We start from the raw sequence: 18,844 nt of genomic DNA, 5'->3' as shown, positions 1-18,844 counted from the left end.
TCGGAGGGGGACGGCCGTACGTTTCGGGAAAGCGCTTTCCCCATCCGTTGCCTGAAGGGATCCCCATGAGCGTGCGCACCATCGGCGTCGTGATGAACGGCGTCACCGGACGAATGGGCTATCGCCAGCACCTCGTCCGTTCCGTCCTGGCCATCAACGAGCAGGGCGGCGTCACGCTCTCGGACGGCGACCGGGTCAGGCTGCGCCCGGTCCTGGTCGGCCGGAACGCCGACAAGCTCGCCGACATCGCCGACCGGCACGGGATCCCCGACTTCACCACCGACCTCGACGCCGCCCTCGCCGACGACGACAACCTGATCTACTTCGACGCCCAGGTCACCAGCGCCCGCGTCAAGGCCGTGCTCAAGGCCATCGAGGCGGGCAAGCACGTCTACGCCGAGAAGCCCACGGCCGAGTCGGTGCAGGAGGCCGTCGCGCTGGCCGAGGCCGCCACGGCCAGGGGTGTGAAGAACGGCGTCGTGCAGGACAAGCTGTTCCTGCCGGGCCTGCTCAAGCTGAAGCGGCTGATCGACGGCGGGTTCTTCGGCCGGATCCTGTCGGTGCGCGGCGAGTTCGGCTACTGGGTGTTCGAGGGCGACTGGCAGGAGGCGCAGCGCCCGTCCTGGAACTACCGGGCGCAGGACGGCGGCGGGATCGTGCTCGACATGTTCCCGCACTGGCACTACGTGCTGGAGAACCTGTTCGGCCGGGTCCGGTCGGTCTACGCCAAGGCCGTGACGCACGTCCCGTCCCGGGTGGACGAGCAGGGCCGCGCGTACGAGGCCACCGCGGACGACGCCGCGTACGGCATCTTCGAGCTCGAAGGGGACGTGATCGCGCAGATCAACTCCTCCTGGACGGTCCGCGTGAACCGCGACGAGCTGGTCGAGTTCCAGGTGGACGGCACGCACGGCAGCGCCGTCGCGGGCCTGCGCAACTGCCGCTTCCAGCACCGGGCCGCCACCCCCAAGCCGGTCTGGAACCCCGACCTGCCCGCCACGGCCCGCTTCCGCGACGACTGGCAGGAGGTGCCGGACAACGCCGAGTTCGACAACGGGTTCAAGGTCCAGTGGGCGGCGTTCGTCCGGCACGTGCTGGAGGACGCGCCGTTCCCCAACGACTTCGCCTCGGGGGCGCGCGGCGTGCAGCTCGCCGAGCTGGGCCTGCGCTCGAACGCCGAGGGCCGCCGGATCGAGGTGCCGCAGCTGTGAGGATCGACCTGCCGGGCGGCGCGTACGAGCTGCGCGAGCCGGTGACCTGGCCGGCCTCGGCCGCCCCGGCCGCGAGCCGGGTGGTCTACGCGGCCGCGCACGTCGTCGCCGACCCGCTCGGCGACAACACGCCGGGCTCCCCCGCCGCCGTCGACTGGGAGGCCACGCTGCGCTTCCGCCGCCACCTGTGGTCGCACGGCCTGCGGGTGGCCGACGCCATGGACACCGCCCAGCGCAACATGGGCCTGGACTGGGCGGCGACCAGGGAGCTGATCCGGCTCAGCGCCGAGGAGGCGCGCGCCTTCGGCGACCCGGCGGCGCTGGTGGCCTGCGGCGCGGGCACCGACCACGCGCCCGGCGCCGCCGACCTGCACACGATCACCGCCGCGTACGCCGAGCAGGTGGAGGCCGTCCAGGCGGCCGGGGCGGGCGTGATCGTGATGGCCTCCCGGCAGCTGGCCAGGGTGGCGGCCGGGCCCGCCGACTACCACCAGGTGTACGGCAAGGTCCTCGGCCTGGCCGACCGCCCGGTGATCCTGCACTGGCTGGGCGAGATGTTCGACCCGCAACTCGCCGGCTACTGGGGCGCGCCGGACGTGGACGCGGCGACGGAGTCGTTCCTGGAGCTGGTCCACGCCCACGCCGCCGTGGTGGACGGCGTCAAGGTGTCGCTGCTGGACGAGGAGCACGAGGTGCGGCTGCGCGCCGCGCTCCCCGAGGGCGTCCGGCTCTACACCGGCGACGACTTCAACTACCCCTCCCTCATCAGGTCGGGCTCGCACGCGCTGCTCGGCATCTTCGACGCGATCGCCCCGGCCGCCGCCGCCGCCCTGCGCGAGCTGGACGCCGCCGAAACAACCAGTGGCGAGGAGGCGGCCCGCCACCTGGCCCGCTACGACGAGATCCTGGCCCCCACGGTCGCCCTGTCGCGGAAGATCTTCGAGGCGCCGACGTACCACTACAAGACCGGCATCGTCTTCCTGGCCTGGCTCAACGGCCACCAGGACGCGTTCGCCATGGTGAACGGCGCCCAGTCGGCGCGCTCGCTGCGCCACCTGGCGGAGGTGTTCAGGCTGGCCGACCGGGCCGGGCTGCTGGCCGACCAGGAGCTGGCCGTGCGCAGGATGACGGCGCTGCTGGCGGTGAACGGCCTGTGAGCCTGTCGCTGAACCAGTGGACGACCAGGCGCTGGTCGGTCGCCGAAGCCGTGGACGGCTGCGCGCGGCACGGCCTGGAGGCGATCGGGCTGTGGCGCGAGAAGGTGGCCGAGGAGGGGCTCGCGCGCAGCGCCAAGCTGGTGCGCGAGGCCGGGCTGCGGGTGTCCTCGCTGTGCCGGGGCGGCTTCCTCACGGCGGGCGGGCTGCCCGGCGAGGAGGGGCGGCGCGCGTTCGAGCGGGCGCTCGACGACAACCGGCGGGCCGTGGACGAGGCGGCCGAGCTGGCGGCCGCGTGCCTGGTGATGGTGGTCGGCGGGCTGCCGGGAGTGCGGCCGGGCGAGCCGCTGCCGTCCGGTTTCTCCAAGGACGTCGCCGGTGCGCGGGAGCGGGTCGCCGAGGCGCTGTCGGTGCTGGCGCCCTACGCCGGCGAGCGCGGCGTCAGGCTGGCGCTGGAGCCGCTGCATCCGATCTACTGCCCCGACCGGGCGGTGCTGTCCACGCTGGGCCAGGCGCTCGACCTCAGCCTGCCCTACCCGGAGGAGCAGGTCGGGGTGGTGGTGGACACCTTCCACGTGTGGTGGGACCCCAGGCTGGCCGAGGACGTCGCGCGGGCCGGGCGGCGCATCGCGTCGTACCAGGTGTGCGACTACCTGCACCCGCTGCCCGCCGACGTGCTGCTCGGGCGGGGCATGATGGGCGACGGGGTGATCGACTTCGCGCCGATCACCCGGGCCGTGCTGGCCGCCGGGTACGCGGGCGACATCGAGGTCGAGATCTTCAACGCCGACGTCTGGGCGGCCGACCCGGACGAGGTGCTGGCCACGATGAAGGCCCGCTACGCCGAGCTGGTGGTCTAGACGCGGCCGGGGTCGATCGTGCCGTCGAGGGTGAGGGCGGCTTCGAGCAGGAAGTAGTCGCCCCAGACCAGCTCGTGGGCGGTGGCCAGGCCCTTGCGCCGGTCGTAGCAGCCGTCCACCAAGCCGCCGTGCTCGTTGAGGTGGTCGCGGGCCAGCGCGTCCAGCGTGCGGGCGGCCTGCTCGCGGTAGCCGTCCTTGGCCAGCGGCGCGAGCTTGGCCAGGGCGGCGGCGGCGATCGCGGTGGCCGAGGTGTCGCGGGGCGCGGCGGGGATGCCGGGGTCGTCGAAGTCCCAGTAGCAGACCAGGTCGGACGGGACGTGGGCCAGGTACCAGTCGGCGACCTCGGTGGCCGGGCCGATGAACTCGGCCGACAGGTGGGCGGCCTGGGCCAGGCCCAGCATGGCCCACGCCTGCGCGCGGGCCCAGGTGCTGGTAGGAGAGGAGCCGTTGACGGCGCCGGCCGAGGTCTGGGCGACCGAGCCGTCCTCCCGTACGCACATGGCGTAGCCGGTGCGGGCGTGGGACTCGGCCATCACCAGCAGCTCGCGGGCTCCGGTGCGTTCGCAGGCGAAGGCCAGCAGCGGGACGGTGCCGGGCAGGCCGTCCACGCAGGCGCCGGGGCGCGGCCAGCCGTATTTGACGACGTCCTCCTCCTGGGGCGGCAGCAGGCCGGCCAGCGGGTCGAAGCCGATGCTCAGCGACCGGGCGGCGGCCACGGCGGTCGTGGCGCCGGGGTCCTCGTCGCCGGCGAGCACGGCCGGGAGCGCGGCGCCGTACCAGAACAACATGCCGCGCAGCAGCGTGGGGGCGTCGGTGCGGGCGGCCAGCCGCTCGGCGACCTGGCCGGCGGCGCGGGCGTAGCGGGGCTCGCCGGTGGCGGCCGCGGCCAGGGACAGCAGGCCGCCCCAGAAGCCGCCGCACCAGTCTCCGTCCTCGGACCAGGTCCATTCGCCCGTCACGGGGTCGGCGTAGAGGGGGAAGCGTCCTTGAGACTGCGGGAGGGTCCCGCCGACCCTGCGCACCAGCTCTGTGACCAGCATGGAACCGCCTCATCCGGAAACGTGATGCCTCCTCCGGTTACCCGGGGCGGCACGGGCTTAACGGGACGCGTCCCAGACGATCAGGTAGCGCCGCAGCAACAACCGGCGGAACCGGCAGCCGGGGGCGCGGGACGAGCCGGGTGGGATCAGGCTGAGCACCAGCCGCTGGTAGTGCACGTTGTGATTCCAGTACGGATCGGGCACCTGATCACCATAGTGCTCTAAAGGGTCACCGTGCCCGCCGCTCCGTCGACGGTGATCTCCTGGCCCGTGGCGATGCGGCCGGTGGCGTCGCGGACGCCGACGACGGCGGGGATGCCGTACTCGCGGGCCACCACGGCGCCGTGCGACATGGCGCCGCCCATCTCCATCACCAGGCCGCCGGCCGTGAGGAACAGCGGGGTCCAGCCGGGGTCGGTCGAGGGGCAGACCAGGATCTCGCCCGGTTCGAGGTGGGCGCCGTTCGGGTCGAGCACCACCCTGGCGAGGCCGGTGACCGTGCCGGCCGAGGCCGCCGTGCCGGTCAGCGCGCCGTCGGGGACGGGCCCGGCCAGGGCCTCGGGCTCGGTGCCGTCGGAGAGCATGATCCTGGGCACGTGCCGGCGGCGCGACTCCCGCTCGTACGCCGTCCGCCGCTCGCGCACCAGGTCGCGCAGGTCGCCGCCGGACAGGGCGGGCCTGGCCTCCTCCAGGCGCAGGAAGTACACGTCGGCGGCGTCGTCCAGGACGCCGGCGGCGACCAGGTGCTCCCCGACCGCGCGCAGGCTGTGCCGGACGGCGGCGATGGCCCTGACCGCGTGGTACTTGGGCAGTTCGCGCAGCCCCGCGTACGCCCGGGTGCGGCCGAGCGCGAAGCGCACCACGGGCGCCCGCCACCGGCCCCTGCGGGCGGCCAGCGCGGCGACCCGCTCGACCTCCTCCCGCGCCGCCCGCGCGCTCCCGGCGAACAGCGCGTCGGGGGCGAGGGCGGAGCCGGCGTCCATGCGCAGGTAGTTGGCCAGTACGCCGAGGATGTGCGTGGGGTCGTCGGACCAGCGGGGCACGCCGACGTCGATCTCGGCCACGCCGCGGTGGCCGTACCGGCCGAGGAAGGCGGCGAGCTCCTTCTGGGCCAGCGGCGGCAGCTCGCCGGCCCGGTAGCGGCGGGCCAGCTCGGCCGCGGGCGCCTCACGGAACGCCTCGGGCTCGACGCGGCCGGCCAGGTCCCACAGTTCCAGGTCCATCTCGGTGGTCGGGTTGTTCGGGACGCCGCGCAGGACGTCCTGCAGGTCGCCCACCCGCGTGCCGGAGAGCCGGGCGGCCAGGCCGAGCAGGGCGTAGCCGGTGATCACGATCGGCATGATCGAGACGATGGCCGGGAACGTCCCGGCGAGCAGGCGTTCGGCGTGGTCGAGGCGCTGGGCGGGGGTGGCGCCGGGCGGCGGTTCGAGCCTGCGGTCCAGCTCCTCGCCGACGCGGGCGGCGTGGGCGAGCGCCCTGGCCGGGCTCAGCAGCGCGTCGCGGACCCGCGCCGGCGCGTGCACGCGGCGCGCGAAGCGGCGCAGCCCGCGCAGGAACGGGCGCGGCGAGGTCTGGACGACCGACAGCCGCGGGTCGCCCGCCAGCTCCCGCACGACGGCCGCGGCCCGCGCCTCCCCCAGGGGCATCATGCGGGTCAGGACCGCCCGGCCGGTACGGCTGCGCAGCGGCGTGGTCAGGTCGATCCACAATCGCTGCCCCGCCTCGGACAGGAACGCCGGGCCGTCGAGCCGGTCGGCGGGCGCGTGCCCGAACAGGGTCGCCGCCCCCGAGGCGACCAGGTTGAACACCGACACCCCCATCGGCGTGAACGGCCCCATCACGCCCTGGGCGACGTTGAGCGACAGGTGGACGCGCAGGCCGGGCCCGGCCGGCCGGGGCAGCGGATAGAGGGTGGTGATCGGCCTGGCCTGGGTGAGCCAGAGCGTGCCGTCCTGGCCGATGGCCCACTCGGTGTCCTGCGGCGTGCCGTAGTGGTCCTCGACGCGCGCGCCGAGCTCGGCCAGGGCGAGCACCTGCGCGTCGGTCAGGCACAGGCCCCCGGCGGCGGTCCCGACGTGTTCGACGCCGCCGCCGGGCAGCGGCCGGACGGCCGGCTTCGGGCCGCCCGCCCGCCGTTCCAGCACCTCGCCGCCCGAGACGACGAACCGGTCGGGATCGACGGCTCCGGAGACGACCGCCTCGCCGAGTCCGGGTGCGGCGTCGAGGACGGTCTCGCGCCGCCTGCCGGTCACCGGATTCGCGGTGAACATCACCCCGGCCACCCGCGCGTCCACCATCACCTGGACGACCACCGCGAGCCGGACGCCGGCGTGGCCGACGCCGCTCGCCTCCCGGTAGGCCACGGCCCGGTCGCTCCACAGCGAGGCCCAGCAGCGGCGCACGGCGTCGAGCACCGCCTCGGCGCCCACCACGTTGAGGAAGGTGTCCTGCTGGCCGGCGAAGCTGGCGAACGGCAGGTCCTCCGCCGTGGCCGAGGAGCGCACGGCCACCGGGACGTCCGCGCCGAGCCGCGCGTAGGACGTCACGATCGCCGCGCGCACCGGGGCGGGCATCTCGGCCCGCAGCAGGTGGCGCCTGGCCCGCGCGGCGAGCCCGTCGTCCGGGGTGAGGTCGAGCCCCGCGGCGACCTGCCGGTAGGCGTCGGTGGTCAGGGCCCAGCCGGGCGGGACGGGCAGGCCGGCGCGGGTCAGCTCGCCGAGGTTGGCGGCCTTTCCGCCCACTTCGGCGAGCATCGTGGCGTCGATCTCGGAGAGGTCGAGTGTGGTCCTCATGGAAGGCACCCCTTCTCCGGAGTCTGCCACAAATTCACCAACTGTTGAACAGCGGCGTCCCGTCCAGTTCCCAGGCCGGGTCGAGCGGCACGCCGAGCAGGGCCAGCGCGGTCGGGCCGACGTCCACCAGGCGGGGCTCGGCCAGTGGGCGGCCGCCGAGGTCCGCGTCCAGCCGGTTCGCGATGACGAACACCGTGCGCTCCTCGGCCGAGGTGCCGCCGTGGCCGCCCTCGTCCACGTGGCCGTGGTCGGTGGTGACCAGCACGGTCCAGCTCTCCCCCGGACGGGCGCGGACGGCGTCGAGCAGGCGGCCCAGGTAGGCGTCCTGGGCGTGCAGGGCGGCGGCGTACTCGGGGCAGTGGGGGCCGAGGGCGTGGGCCACCTCGTCGGTGTCGCCGAGATAGACGAAGGCGAGGTCGGGGCCGGTCTCGGCGAGGTGGCGCTCGGCGGCGTCGGCGATCTGCCGGTCGGCGGCGGTCCAGGTGAGGGCGTAGCCGTCCAGGACCATGCGGTGGTCGATGGCGGGGCCGAACGCGCCGTGCTCGCCGAGGGCGGCCCAGGAGAGGAAGGCGGCGGTCACGAGGTCGGGGCGGGCATTCTTCGCACGACTCAAAAAGTCCGGAAATTTCGTGAACTGGGGGCTGATGAAGCTGTTGTCCACGACGCCGTGTTTGTCAGGCCAGGCGCCCGTGGCGATCGACGACCAGCCGGGGCCCGAGTCCGTGCGCGACCTGATCACGCGGCCCGCCGCCGGCGGCTCCGGAGCCTTGGGCACGACCTCGCCGGGCGACTCCGTCCTGGGGGCCGCCGCCTCGCCGTACGGGAGCTTGCTGGTGCCGTACGCGCCGGAGGCCATCAGCGACGACAGGACCGGCGGGGCCAGGGCGACGAGCCGGTCGAAGCGCAGGCCGTCCATGCCGACCACGAGGACTTTGTTCTTGTTAAGGGGCATTCCCCTATCTAAGCGGTGAACCGTCGCACCCAGGCGACCGCGCCCGGCAGGATCTCCTCGACCGGCGCCACGTCCGGGTACCAGGTGCGCTCCCACTCCAGCGAGACCCATCCGGCGTACCCGGCCGCGCGCAGCAGGTCGCCGGCCTCCTCCAGCGGGACCGAGCCCGTCCCCATCGGGACCGGGGTGGTGTCCTCGGCCGAGACGGCGTCCTTGACCTGGACGTAGGCGAGCGAGGGGCCGAGCGCCGCCAGCGTGGCGGCCGGGGACTCGCCGTGCCGCCAGGGGTGCAGCAGGTCCCACAGCGCGCCGGTGACCTCGGGGCGGCCCGCCTCGGCCAGCAGCCCGGCCACGGCCGCGCCGGTGGGCATCCGGTCGTGCGTCTCGACCAGGACGCGTACACCGAGGGCGGCGGCCGTACCGGCCACAGACCTCAGCCGGCGGGCGCCGACCGCCGGATCGTCGCCGCGCGGGAACACCCGCACGCCCGGCGCGCCCAGATCGGCGGCCAGCCGCAGGTCGGCGAGGAGCGCGTCGGCGACCGGCGCGTCCGGTCCCGGCTCACAGATGCCGACATATCCAGCCAGGGCAGCGATCTCCAGCCCCGCCCGCTCCACCCGTTCCCGCACCGCGCGCCGCTCCCGCGCGGTGAGCCCGGCATGGACGCCGGTGTCCGGATGCAGCCGCAGCTCAAGCCCCTGGCAGCCGTGCGCGACGGCGATCCCGGCCGCCCGCTCCAGCCCCTCCCCCGGCATCCCCAACGTGCTGACCGCCGGCTTCACGCCGTCACCCCGGCTTCCGCGCCCGTCACTCTCACGCCATCCTCCTAACGCTCTCCCGCAGCACGACCTCGCCCGCGACGTGCTCGACCACGGGGGCGGCGGCGTCCTCGCGGCCGAGCGCGAGCTCCAGGGCCCGCGCCCCCATGTCCGTCAACGGCAGCCGCACGGTCGTCAGCGCGGGCACATGATCACGCAGCGTGACGATGTCGTCGAACCCGGCCACCGAGACGTCCTCGGGCACCCGGATCCCGCGCTCGCGGCAGGCGGCCAGCGCGCCCACGGCCATCACGTCGTTGACCGCGAACACGCAGGTCGTCGCCGCGCCGATCTCGGTCGCGGCCCGGTAGCCGCCGTCACGGTCGAACGGCCCGTGGACCACGACGGGCTCGGGCAGGCCCAGCTCCCGCAGCGCCTGCGTGAACCCCTCGCACCGGTCGGCGGCGGTCACCAGGTGGGGCGGCCCGGCCAGCACGGCGAAGCGTGTGTGCCCGAGCCCGGCCAGCGCGCGGGCCAGGGCCGCGGCGCCGGCCCGGTTGGCGGGCGCGACGGTGTCCACGCCGAGCAGGTCCTGGCCGACGCACGCGGCCCGCCCGCCGCCCTCCTGGTAGCGGGCCAGCTCCTCGCGCAGTCGCCCGGTCACGACGGGGTCGGCGACCCGCGAGCCGACCAGCAGCACGGCGCGCACGCGCTGGGCGTTCATGGTGGCGACGTAGGCGATCTCCTGCTCGGGGTCGCGGTGGGTGGTGCCCACCATGACGAGCATGCCCTCGGTGGCGGCGGCCCGCATCGCGCCGTCGGCCAGCGCGGCGAAGTAGGGGTCGGTCAGGTCGTGGACGACGATGCCGATGACGTTGCTCGCCCCCCGGGCCAGCGTCTGGGCGGCGATGTTGGCGCGGTAGCCGAGCTCGTCGGCGGCCCGTTCGACGCGGGCCCGCAGGGTCGCGCCCACCTGGCGGGTGCTGCCGTTGAGCACCCGCGAGGCGGTGGCGAGGGAGACGCCGGCCTGTTTGGCGACGTCCTCAAGCGTGACCACGAGACCTCCCGGAAAGCGGTTTCCAAGTCTGCCAGACGACGACCTGGCTCCGCATCCTCGCACGCCCGCCCGCGGCGGTGACACAACTCGCGGCACCGCGCTCACCAGGACGGCGACGGGACCCTCACGCCCAGGGGAACAGGATGTCGAACAGGCCCTTCTTCTCGCTCGGCGTGGGGGCGGGCTGCTCCTGCTGCGCGGGCGGCGCCTGGGTGGGGGGTGCGCTCTCCTGCCGCTCCGGCTGCCTGGTGGCGGGCGCCTTGGCAGCCGAGTCCTCGGCCGAGTCCTCGGGGGTGCCGTCGGAGGTCTCGTTCATCCCGTCCTGCGGGCCGTGGGTGACCTTCTCGTCGGGCGTGGCCGTCGGACGGCTCTCGCGGGTGGCGGTGGGCCGCGCCGACGGCTCGCGGGTGGGACGGGGGCGGCGGGCCACGGGGGTGGGGGTTACGGTCTCGGACACGGTCGGCTCGGCGGTGTCCGTTTCCTCGGGCTCGGGGGCGGACTCGGTCTCCTCCGGGAGCGCGGTCTGCGGCGGGGCGGTGACCTGGCTCGCGCCGGCGCAGGCGCCGACCCCGCACGGGTCGTCGGAGGAGGTGCCGGTGAGCAGCCAGCCCGCCCCGGCGCCGACCAGCACCACCGCGGCGGCCGCCAGCACCAGCACCCTGGTACGCCGGCGCACCTCGCGATCGCGCCCGGCGCCGCCCCGGCGGTCGTCGGCGTCGTCGGTCCAGCCGGAGCCGAGGAAGCCGCGCCTGGTCTCGCCCGCGTCGTCGTCGCCGTCGGGCTTGTAGCCCTGGTCCAGCGGCAGGTAGGGCAGGTCGTCGTCGTCGTGGGCCGCGCGGTCTGCGCCGGGGACGTCGGGGCCGTCCGCCCCGACGACGGCGTGCGGCCCGCTCAGGCTCTCGTGCGGCCCGGCCAGCGTCTCGTGCGGCCCGCTCAGGGCCTCGTGGGACCCGCTCGGCCCGTCCAGGACGTCGTGCGGGCCGCTCGGGCCGTCGAGCACGTCGTGCGGCGCGTCGGCCGGGGCCACGGGAGGCGCGGGGGTCGCGGGGGTCGCGGGGGTCGCCGGGGCTTCGACGGGCTGCGCGGCCTGGCCGGCCGGGAGGATGTAGGTCTCGTTGCCGGAGACCTGGATCGCGGGCTGCTCGTCGGTGTCCTCGGTGCTCCACCGGGGGGACAGCACGTCTCCGGTCAGCTCCGGGTTTAACGGTTTACCCTGCCCATCCTCGTACGGCCTGTCGTTCTCGTCGCGCGCCACGATGGAACCTCTCTAGCTCTGAATACGGACCGCGACCTTTCTTAACAGACTTGTCCGGAAATTTCACATGTTTCACTAAAGTTACTCAGCGTCACATTCGTCCCAGCCAGCGGGCGAGCGCGGCCTCCAGCGGGTGCCCCCGCGCCTCCGACGTCCAGGCCGTATAGCCGTCGGGCCGCACGAGCAGCGCCTCGGCGTCGTGCTCCGCGCTGCCCCGCACGATCTCCAGCCGGTCCGCCCACGGAGCGGCCGCCGCCACCAGGTCGTCGCGCCCGCCGAGGTCCAGCAGCAGCGCCCGGCCTCCGCGCAGCAGCTCCGCGGTGCGTACCACGCCGCCGGCCGTCTTGACCGGCAGGTCGGGAGCCATCCGCCCGGCTCCGGGCACGCCCACGTCGTAGGCGGTGTCCACCCCGGCGATCATCCCGCTCAGGTACTCGTTGACCTGGTCGAACCGCATCAGCTCGGCGAACAGCTCGCGCAGCGGGTCGACGGCCGGGTCGGGGTGGGCCAGCGCGCTCTGGGCCCGCACGTTCCACAACACCCGCGCGCCGACCGGATGCCGCTCCGCGTGGTAGCTGTCCAGCAGCCCGGCGGGGGCCTCGCCGCGCACCTCGGCGGCCAGCTTCCAGCCCAGGTTGAAGGCGTCCCCCAGGCCGGTGTTGAGCCCCTGGCCGCCCCACGGGAAGTGCACGTGCGCGGCGTCCCCGGCCAGCAGGACGCGGCCCGCGCGGTAGGTCTCGGCCTGCAGGGCGGCGTCGCCGTACCGGGACAGGTTGCGCGCGCCGGCCATCGGGACCGGGACGCCGAGGATGTGCTCGGCCGCCTCCTGGAGCTCCTCGATCGCGACGGGCGCCTCCCGGTCGGCGTGCGGGGCGCGGAAGTCGTAGGTGGTGACGCGGCTGTGCCCGGCGGGGTCGAGCCAGACGATGGCCCAGCCCCGCGGCGTACGCGTGTAACCCGGCGGCACCGTGTACGGGTCGAGCAGCCGCACGTCGCCCATGAGCGCGGCGACGCGGGCCCCGGCGCCGGTGAACGGGATGCCGGCGGCCTTGCGCACGACGCTGCGCGCGCCGTCGGCGCCGACGACGTAGCGGGCGGTCAGCTCGCGGCCGTTCACGGTCAGGGCGACGTGGTCGTCCCGCTGCTCCAGGCCGGTGACCTCCTGGCCGCGCCGGATCTCCGCGCCGAGGGCCGCCGCGCGGCGGGCGAACACCTGCTCGGCCCACGCCTGAGGGCTGCCCACGATGCTCGGGCCGCCGTCCGAGACCGCGCCGAGGTCGAGCCCGAACATGCCGGAGAAGTGGAAGCTCACGCTCCCGTACGTGGACCGCCCCACCGCCTCCAGCAGCCCCCGCCGGTCCAGACTCTGAGCCGTGCCCGCGTGCAGCGTCCCGGCCTTGGACTGGCCGGTCGGCACGGCGAGCCGTTCGAGCACCAGCGGCCGCACCCCCTGCAGGCCCAGCTCGGCGGCGAGCAACATGCCCACGGGCCCGCCACCCACCACGGCGACATCGAACACAGGAGCCTCCTCGAACCCGGATGAGTACGTAATCCTCGTACATACGAACAATGTCCGTCAAATCACCGTTCGTGTTATCCGTACAATGGCGGCATGCTGCACCCGTCGCGTGACCAGATCCAGTTGGTGGAGGTGCTCGCCGCGCTCGGCCATCCCGTACGCGCCAAGATCGTGCGCGCGCTGGCCTCGGGGGACGAGCTGTTCTGCGGCGAGGTCGTGGCCGACGTGCCGAAGTCGACGCTGACCGCCCACTGGCGGGTGCTGCGCGAGGCCGGCGTCATCTGCCAGCGCCCGGAGGGCCGCAAGTTGTTCATCCGGCTGCGCCGCGACGACCTCGACGCCCGCTTCCCCGGCCTGGTCGATCTGCTGCTGGCCGAGGACCTCTAACCCGCCGGCCGGGTCACAGGCAGGGGTTCGTGGTGGAGTCGACCACCTTGTCCTTGAGCGAGCCCGGGATCGCCGACGCCACCCGCACGCCCGGCCAGTCGGCCCCGATGACGAGCTGCACGATCGGCCCGTCGGGCAGCGGGGTGACCTTGGTCGCGTACGGCTTCGGGTTCACCGGGGCGACCTTGCCCGCCACCGGCGTGCGCTTGTCCTTCGACAGCCGGGCGGCCACGGCGTCCCCGTAGGCGGCGCCGTTGTCGGCGTCCTTCTTCGCGTACCGGATCGACGTGGTGGCCACCGGCGCCGCGTTGCCGACCTGGACGACGGCGAACCCCTGGTCGGCCAGCTCGTCGGCCACCTGGCCGGCCTTGCCGAGCTCGGTGGTGCCGTTGAGCACCTGGACGCGCACCCGCCCGTTCTCGACCTTCGGCTTGGCGGCGGCCGAGGGCGGGGTCACGTTGACGTCGGAGCGCACGGCCTCGAAGAAGTTGCGCGCGTCCGGCTGCTTGAGCTGCACCCGGTTCTTGTCGGCCGGGTACGCCTCCACCGGCACGGTGATGCCCTTGAGCTCCTTGGCGGTCAGCCCCTTGACGCTGCCCGCGATCTCCAGCATCCGCGACAGCGTGAGCTTGTCGTCCACGGTGACGGCCTTGATCGCGGCCCTGAGGAACCCGTCGGCCTTGATGGGGTCGGTGAGCAGCCCGCCATCGGTGATCTTGTCCAGCACCTTGGTGAGGAAGACCTGCTGACGCTGGATGCGGCCGAGGTCGCTGCCGTCGCCGAGGGTGTAGCGGGTGCGCACGTACCCGAGGGCCTGCTCGCCCTTGACGACGTGCTTGCCCGCGCTGAGCACGAGCTTGGCCTTGGGGTCGTCGACCGCCTTGGGCAGGCAGATCTCGATGCCGCCCAGGGCGTCGACGATGCCCTTGAAGCCGGTGAAGTCGACCTTCACGATGTGGTTGATCTTGATGTTGGTGAGCGACTCCAGCGTGCGGACCGTGCAGTCGATGCCGCCGTCGTTGAAGGCGGAGTTGATCTGGCGCAGCCCGCCGGCCAGCATCGTGCCGGTGCGGCTCCGGCACTGCGGGATCATGACCATGGTGTCCCGGGGGAAGCTGATCATGGTGGCCTTGTCCCGGTCGGGGGAGATGTGCAGCACCATGATCGTGTCGGTGCGCTCGCCGAGGCCCTGCGACTTCGCGCCGTACTTCTTGTTGTCGCCCTCGCGCGAGTCCGAGCCGACGAGCAGCACGTTGAGCGCGCCGGTCTCGGGCGGCCGCGACGGCCCGGCGTCCACGGAAATGCGCGGGATCCCGTTGTCGATGCTGCGGTAGTACGCGTACCCGCCCAGCGTGACGGCGACCAGCACGAACGTCAGCGCCATGCTCACCCACGCCATCGGCGTGATCCGCCGCACGCGCCCCGGGGGCCGGCCCGGGCGACGGTCGGGGCGCTGATCGGGGTGGCGGTCCGGGCGGCGGTCGGGGCGATGCTGCGGCCGTTCCGGCGCTCTCCGGCCCTCGCTCACGCGCCCCCCTCTACGCGCGCCCGCACAGGACGCAACCCCGCGCGCCCCTCGCAGAGCGCGGCCCCCTCTGGTGTGACGCGCAGCATACTGATAATCCGCCGCATATACGGCGTGTCGCAAATTTCACCCCATAGCAGCCTCCGGCGGACGCGTCCGGCGAGGGCTCCATGCAATGCGCGCGAATCCACGGCGTCACTACGGTCCGTGACGCCATCATGACGTCCATGCTTCTGACCGAGATGGCGCCCCCTCCAGGCGCCGAGGCGCTGGCCGGGCTGCGCACCGCCGCCCGGACCGCCCGCCGGGCCGTCTTCGTCGCGCTCGCCGGCTCGATCGCGCTGCTGGCCACGTCACAGGTGCTGGCCGACCGCGCGCCGACCAGAGAGCAGACGTTACCGCTCGCCGTGCTCTCGCTGGTGGTATTCGCGATCGCGGTGCCCGTCCTGGCGGTCACCCAGCTGGTGTGGGGCGCGCGGGCGCGCCTGGTGCGCCGGCGCGAGCGCGAGCTGTTCGCCGTGCCGCCCTCGGCCCGGCGGCGTCCGCTGAGCCGGCTCGGCGTCGCGTCCGGCTGGGCCGTGCTGCTGCTCCTCGGCGCCACCTCTCCCGGCCAGTTCAGGGCGGCCGCTCTGTACGCCTTCGCCGACGCCCTGAGCTGGGCCGTCGAGGCCGCCATGGTGATCGGCCTGGCCGCGGGGGTGTCGTTCCTCATCTGGTGGGCACGGGACGCCCTGGGGATAGTGGCGCGCGCCGGTCGTCCGGGAGGATCACCTGGCGATCCGTGGGATCCCGGCCGGGGCGCGCGTCCACGAGGGGGCGCGGCGCTCTGGACGGGCGCGGCCGTGGCGGTCGCCGCCCTGCTCGGAGCCCGCGCCCATCTCTGGGAACCGCCCATGCCGATCGTTTACGCGCTGCTGACCGCCGCCCTCGTCTGCGGGGTGGTTACCGACGAGTAGCATAGGCGCGGAACCCCATCCAAGAACGAGGAGCGAATCCGTGCCTTCCTCTCGTGACGTCGTGTTCGTCGACGGCGTACGCACGCCCTTCGGCAGGTCAGGGCCGAAGGGACTGTACGCGGAGACCCGCGCCGACGACATGGTCGTCCGCGTCATCCGCGAGCTCATCCGGCGCAACCCCGGTCTGCCTCCCGAGCGCGTGGACGAGGTGGCCATCGCCGCGACGACCCAGATCGGCGACCAGGGCCTGACCATCGGCCGCTCTGCGGCGGTGCTGGCCGGTCTGCCCAAGAGCGTGCCCGGCTACGCGATCGACCGCATGTGCGCGGGCGCGATGACCGCGGTCACCACGGTCGCGGGCGGCATCGCCTTCGGCGCCTACGACGTGGCCATCGCCGGCGGCGTCGAGCACATGGGCCGCCACCCCATGGGCGAGGGCGTGGACCCCAACCCGCGGTTCCTGTCGGAGAAGCTGGTCGACCCGAGCGCGCTGGTCATGGGCATGACCGCCGAGAACCTGCACGACCGCTACCCGTCGATCTCCAAGGAGCGCGCCGACGCCTACGCGGTGCTCTCGCAGGAGAAGGCGGCCAAGGCGTACGCCGACGGCAAGATCCAGCCCGACCTCGTGCCCACCGCGGTCCGGACGGCCGAGAAGGGCTGGGGCCTGGCCGCCGAGGACGAGGCGCCGCGCCCCGGCACCACGATGGAGGCGCTGGGCGCGCTCAAGACGCCCTTCCGCCCACACGGCAACGTCACCGCGGGCAACTCCTCCGGCATCAACGACGGCGCCACCGGCTGCATCGTGGCCGCCCGCGAGGTCGCCGGCGAGCTGGGCCTGACGCCGAAGATGCGCCTGGTCTCCTACGCCTTCGCGGGCGTGGACCCCGAGGTGATGGGCGTGGGCCCGATCCCGTCCACCGAGCGGGCGCTGCGGCTGGCCGGGCTGTCCATCGGCGACATCGGCCTGTTCGAGATCAACGAGGCGTTCGCCGTCCAGGTGCTGGCCTTCCTGGAGCACTTCGGCATCGCCGACGACGACCAGCGCGTCAACCCCTACGGCGGCGCGATCGCCTTCGGCCACCCGCTGGCCTCCTCGGGCGTCCGGCTCATGACGCAGCTCGCCCGCCAGTTCGGCGAGCGGCCCGACGTGCGGTACGGCATCACCACCATGTGCGTCGGCATGGGCATGGGCGGCACTGTGATCTGGGAGAACCTGGCATGAGCGACATCGAGACCTGGCGCGCGCTGCTGAGCGGGCGCAACACCGACGAGGTCGTCACCAAGGCCCTCGTGCGCGACGTGCCGCTGCCCGGCGGCGCCGGCACGATGGCCCTGATCACCCTGGACAACGGCTTCGACCACACCAAGCCCAACACCTTCGGCCCGCACGGCCTGTTCGCGCTGGAGGAGGCCCTGTCGCGGATCGCGGAGCGCACCGACCTGGCCGCCGTGGGCGTCACCGGCAAGCCGTTCATCTTCGCCGTCGGCGCCGACCTCAAGGGCGCGGCCGCCGTGGCCTCCCGCGAGGAGGCCGAGGCCATCGGCGCGCTGGGCCACCACGTCTTCCGCAGGCTGGGCGAGCTGCCGATCCCGACGTTCGCGTTCGTGAACGGCGCGGCCATGGGCGGCGGCCTGGAGATCGCGCTGCACTGCGCGTACCGGACGATCTCCTCCGGCGTGCCCGCGGTGGCGCTGCCCGAGTGCTTCCTCGGCCTGGTGCCCGGCTGGGGCGGCACGCAGCTGCTCCCCCGCCTGATCGGCCCGGCGAACGCGATCAAGCTGATCATCGAGAACCCGCTGTCGCAGAACCGCATGATCAAGGGCGCGGACGCGTACAAGCTGGGCGTCGCGGACGCGATGTTCGAGCCGGCCGACTTCCTTGAGGAGTCGCTGCGCTGGGCCGCCCGCGTGGTCAAGGGCGAGGTCGCCGTCGAGCGGCAGGAGCACGACGGCTGGGACAAGGCCGTCGCCGACGCGCGCTTCCTGGTGGACATGAAGCTGCGCGGCGCCTCTCCCGCCCCCTACCGGGCGCTCGACCTGATCGCCCTGGCCGCGACCGCCTCGCGCGACGAGGGCTTCGCCGCCGAGACGCAGGCGCTGGCCGACCTGCTGATGGGCGACGAGCTGCGGGCCGGGCTCTACTCCTTCGACCTGGCCCAGCGCCGGGCCAAGCGTCCGGCCGGCGCGCCGGACAGGTCGCTGGCCCGCAAGGTCACCAAGGTCGGCGTCGTGGGCGCCGGGCTGATGGCCTCGCAGATGGCGCTGCTGTTCGCCCGCCGCCTGGAGGTCCCGGTCGTGCTGACCGACCTCGACCAGTCCCGCCTGGACAAGGGCGTGGGGTACGTGCACGCCGAGGTCGACAAGCTGCTGGGCAAGGGCCGCGTCTCCGCCGACCAGGCCAACCGGCTCAAGTCCCTGGTCACCGGCTCCCTGACCAAGGACGCCTTCGCCGACGCCGACTTCGTCATCGAGGCCGTCTTCGAGGACATGGCGGTCAAGAAGCAGGTGTTCGCCGAGGTCGAGGCCGTGGTGTCGGCCGAGTGCGTGCTCGCCACCAACACCTCCTCGCTCTCGCTCACCGAGATGGGCGCCGGGCTGGCGCACCCCGAGCGGCTGGTCGGGTTCCACTTCTTCAACCCGGTCGCCGTGATGCCGCTGCTGGAGATCATCAGGGGCGCCTCGACCGACGACGCCACGCTGGCCACGGCGTTCGCGGTGGGCAAGTCGCTGCGGAAGTCGTCCGTGCTGGTCAAGGACGCGCCGGCGTTCGTGGTCAACCGGCTGCTGACCTGCTTCATGGGCGAGGTCGTGGCCGCCGTGGACGAGGGCACGCCGCTGGAGGTCGCCGAGCACGCGCTCGACGGCCTGGGGCTGCCGATGACGCCGTTCGCGCTGCTGCAGCTCGTCGGCCCGGCCGTCGGCCTGCACGTCGCCGAGACGCTGCACGCGGCCTTCCCCGAGCGGTTCGGCGTCTCGGAGAACATGGCCAAGCTGGTCGCCTCGGGCAAGCCCGGCGTCTACCGTCCGGACTTCTCGCTCGACCCGGAGGCGGTGGCCCTGTTCGCCGGCGGCACGTCGCCGTCCACGGCCGAGCAGGTCCGCGAGCGCGTGCTCGGGGCGCTGTCCCGGGAGATCCGGATCATGCTGGACGAGGGCGTCGTCGCCGGGCCGCAGGACATCGACCTGTGCATGATCCTGGGCGCCGGCTGGCCGTTCCATCTGGGTGGCATCACGCCTTATCTGGACAGGTCGGGGATCGCCCAGCCCCGGTTCCTTCCGCCCGGTGTGGCCTCGCTGCCCGCGTGATTTTACGGAGGCCCGCCCGGCGGGTCTCCGTACGTCATGGCCGCCTTCGCCGTAGCGTACTGTGCCGTC

Annotated in this window: 16 protein-coding genes; 7 read left to right on the top strand and 9 right to left on the bottom strand. The window is 73.8% G+C overall.

Going from position 1 to position 18,844, the window contains the following annotated elements; all coding sequences use genetic code 11:
- The first annotated feature begins 65 nt into the window (after nucleotides 1–65).
- From AB0C33_RS07865 to AB0C33_RS07855, 3 genes are read left to right on the top strand one after another with little or no spacing between them, the layout of a single operon-like run.
- On the top strand, nucleotides 66–1,211 hold the full coding sequence (locus tag AB0C33_RS07865) for a Gfo/Idh/MocA family oxidoreductase (RefSeq protein ID WP_358284758.1): 1,146 nt from the start codon (nucleotides 66–68) through the stop codon (nucleotides 1,209–1,211).
- Nucleotides 1,208–2,368, top strand: a complete 1,161-nt coding sequence (locus tag AB0C33_RS07860; protein WP_358284756.1) for a DUF993 family protein — start codon at nucleotides 1,208–1,210, stop codon at nucleotides 2,366–2,368. Before AB0C33_RS07865 ends, AB0C33_RS07860 begins: the two co-directional genes overlap by 4 nt.
- Nucleotides 2,365–3,225, top strand: a complete 861-nt coding sequence (locus tag AB0C33_RS07855; protein WP_358284754.1) for a sugar phosphate isomerase/epimerase — start codon at nucleotides 2,365–2,367, stop codon at nucleotides 3,223–3,225. Before AB0C33_RS07860 ends, AB0C33_RS07855 begins: the two co-directional genes overlap by 4 nt.
- Here AB0C33_RS07855 and AB0C33_RS07850 read toward each other — a convergent pair.
- The 8 genes from AB0C33_RS07850 to AB0C33_RS07815 form a co-directional block, all read right to left on the bottom strand.
- A complete protein-coding gene (locus AB0C33_RS07850) occupies nucleotides 3,222–4,265 on the bottom strand; it encodes a glycoside hydrolase family 88 protein (RefSeq protein WP_358284752.1) in 1,044 nt (347 codons plus the stop codon). The two genes, AB0C33_RS07855 and AB0C33_RS07850, sit on opposite strands and share 4 nt — an antisense overlap.
- A gap of 57 nt (nucleotides 4,266–4,322) precedes the next feature.
- On the bottom strand, nucleotides 4,323–4,469 hold the full coding sequence (locus AB0C33_RS07845) for a hypothetical protein (protein WP_358284750.1): 147 nt from the start codon (nucleotides 4,467–4,469) through the stop codon (nucleotides 4,323–4,325).
- 17 nt (nucleotides 4,470–4,486) lie between these two features.
- Nucleotides 4,487–7,057 (bottom strand): PEP/pyruvate-binding domain-containing protein, encoded by a 2,571-nt coding sequence (locus AB0C33_RS07840; protein ID WP_358284748.1) that lies wholly within the window; start codon nucleotides 7,055–7,057, stop codon nucleotides 4,487–4,489.
- A 34-nt stretch (nucleotides 7,058–7,091) separates the two neighbouring features.
- Complete coding sequence (locus tag AB0C33_RS07835) at nucleotides 7,092–8,009, bottom strand: alkaline phosphatase family protein (RefSeq protein WP_358284746.1); 918 nt, start codon at nucleotides 8,007–8,009, stop codon at nucleotides 7,092–7,094.
- A gap of 8 nt (nucleotides 8,010–8,017) precedes the next feature.
- Entirely contained in the window at nucleotides 8,018–8,791 is a 774-nt protein-coding gene (locus tag AB0C33_RS07830) for a TIM barrel protein (protein ID WP_358284743.1), read from the bottom strand.
- A 31-nt stretch (nucleotides 8,792–8,822) separates the two neighbouring features.
- On the bottom strand, nucleotides 8,823–9,824 hold the full coding sequence (locus AB0C33_RS07825) for a LacI family DNA-binding transcriptional regulator (RefSeq protein ID WP_358284741.1): 1,002 nt from the start codon (nucleotides 9,822–9,824) through the stop codon (nucleotides 8,823–8,825).
- A gap of 124 nt (nucleotides 9,825–9,948) precedes the next feature.
- Nucleotides 9,949–11,004: a hypothetical protein gene (locus AB0C33_RS07820; RefSeq protein WP_358284738.1), complete on the bottom strand. Its 1,056-nt coding sequence runs from the start codon at nucleotides 11,002–11,004 to the stop codon at nucleotides 9,949–9,951.
- 166 nt (nucleotides 11,005–11,170) lie between these two features.
- Nucleotides 11,171–12,598 (bottom strand): FAD-dependent monooxygenase, encoded by a 1,428-nt coding sequence (locus AB0C33_RS07815; RefSeq protein WP_358284736.1) that lies wholly within the window; start codon nucleotides 12,596–12,598, stop codon nucleotides 11,171–11,173.
- A 93-nt stretch (nucleotides 12,599–12,691) separates the two neighbouring features.
- On the opposite strand from AB0C33_RS07815, the gene AB0C33_RS07810 reads away from it, so the two are divergent.
- Entirely contained in the window at nucleotides 12,692–12,985 is a 294-nt protein-coding gene (locus tag AB0C33_RS07810; RefSeq protein ID WP_352365580.1) for a helix-turn-helix domain-containing protein, read from the top strand.
- A 13-nt stretch (nucleotides 12,986–12,998) separates the two neighbouring features.
- Here AB0C33_RS07810 and AB0C33_RS07805 read toward each other — a convergent pair whose 3' ends face one another.
- Nucleotides 12,999–14,384, bottom strand: coding sequence for an LCP family protein (locus tag AB0C33_RS07805; RefSeq protein ID WP_358284734.1), 1,386 nt, complete (start codon nucleotides 14,382–14,384; stop codon nucleotides 12,999–13,001).
- 353 nt (nucleotides 14,385–14,737) lie between these two features.
- On the opposite strand from AB0C33_RS07805, the gene AB0C33_RS07800 reads away from it, so the two are divergent.
- From AB0C33_RS07800 to AB0C33_RS07790, 3 genes are read left to right on the top strand one after another with little or no spacing between them, the layout of a single operon-like run.
- A complete protein-coding gene (locus AB0C33_RS07800) occupies nucleotides 14,738–15,466 on the top strand; it encodes a hypothetical protein (protein ID WP_358284731.1) in 729 nt (242 codons plus the stop codon).
- A gap of 40 nt (nucleotides 15,467–15,506) precedes the next feature.
- Nucleotides 15,507–16,691 (top strand): thiolase family protein, encoded by a 1,185-nt coding sequence (locus tag AB0C33_RS07795; RefSeq protein ID WP_352365574.1) that lies wholly within the window; start codon nucleotides 15,507–15,509, stop codon nucleotides 16,689–16,691.
- On the top strand, nucleotides 16,688–18,775 hold the full coding sequence (locus AB0C33_RS07790; protein ID WP_358284729.1) for a 3-hydroxyacyl-CoA dehydrogenase NAD-binding domain-containing protein: 2,088 nt from the start codon (nucleotides 16,688–16,690) through the stop codon (nucleotides 18,773–18,775). The genes AB0C33_RS07795 and AB0C33_RS07790 overlap by 4 nt, the downstream gene beginning before the upstream one ends.
- Nucleotides 18,776–18,844 lie beyond the last annotated feature (69 nt).

The organism is Nonomuraea sp. NPDC048881 (assembly GCF_040649795.1).
GTDB lineage: Bacteria > Actinomycetota > Actinomycetes > Streptosporangiales > Streptosporangiaceae > Nonomuraea.
Note: the sequence above shows the minus strand (reverse complement) of the source record. Positions and strands in the feature narration are given on the sequence as shown.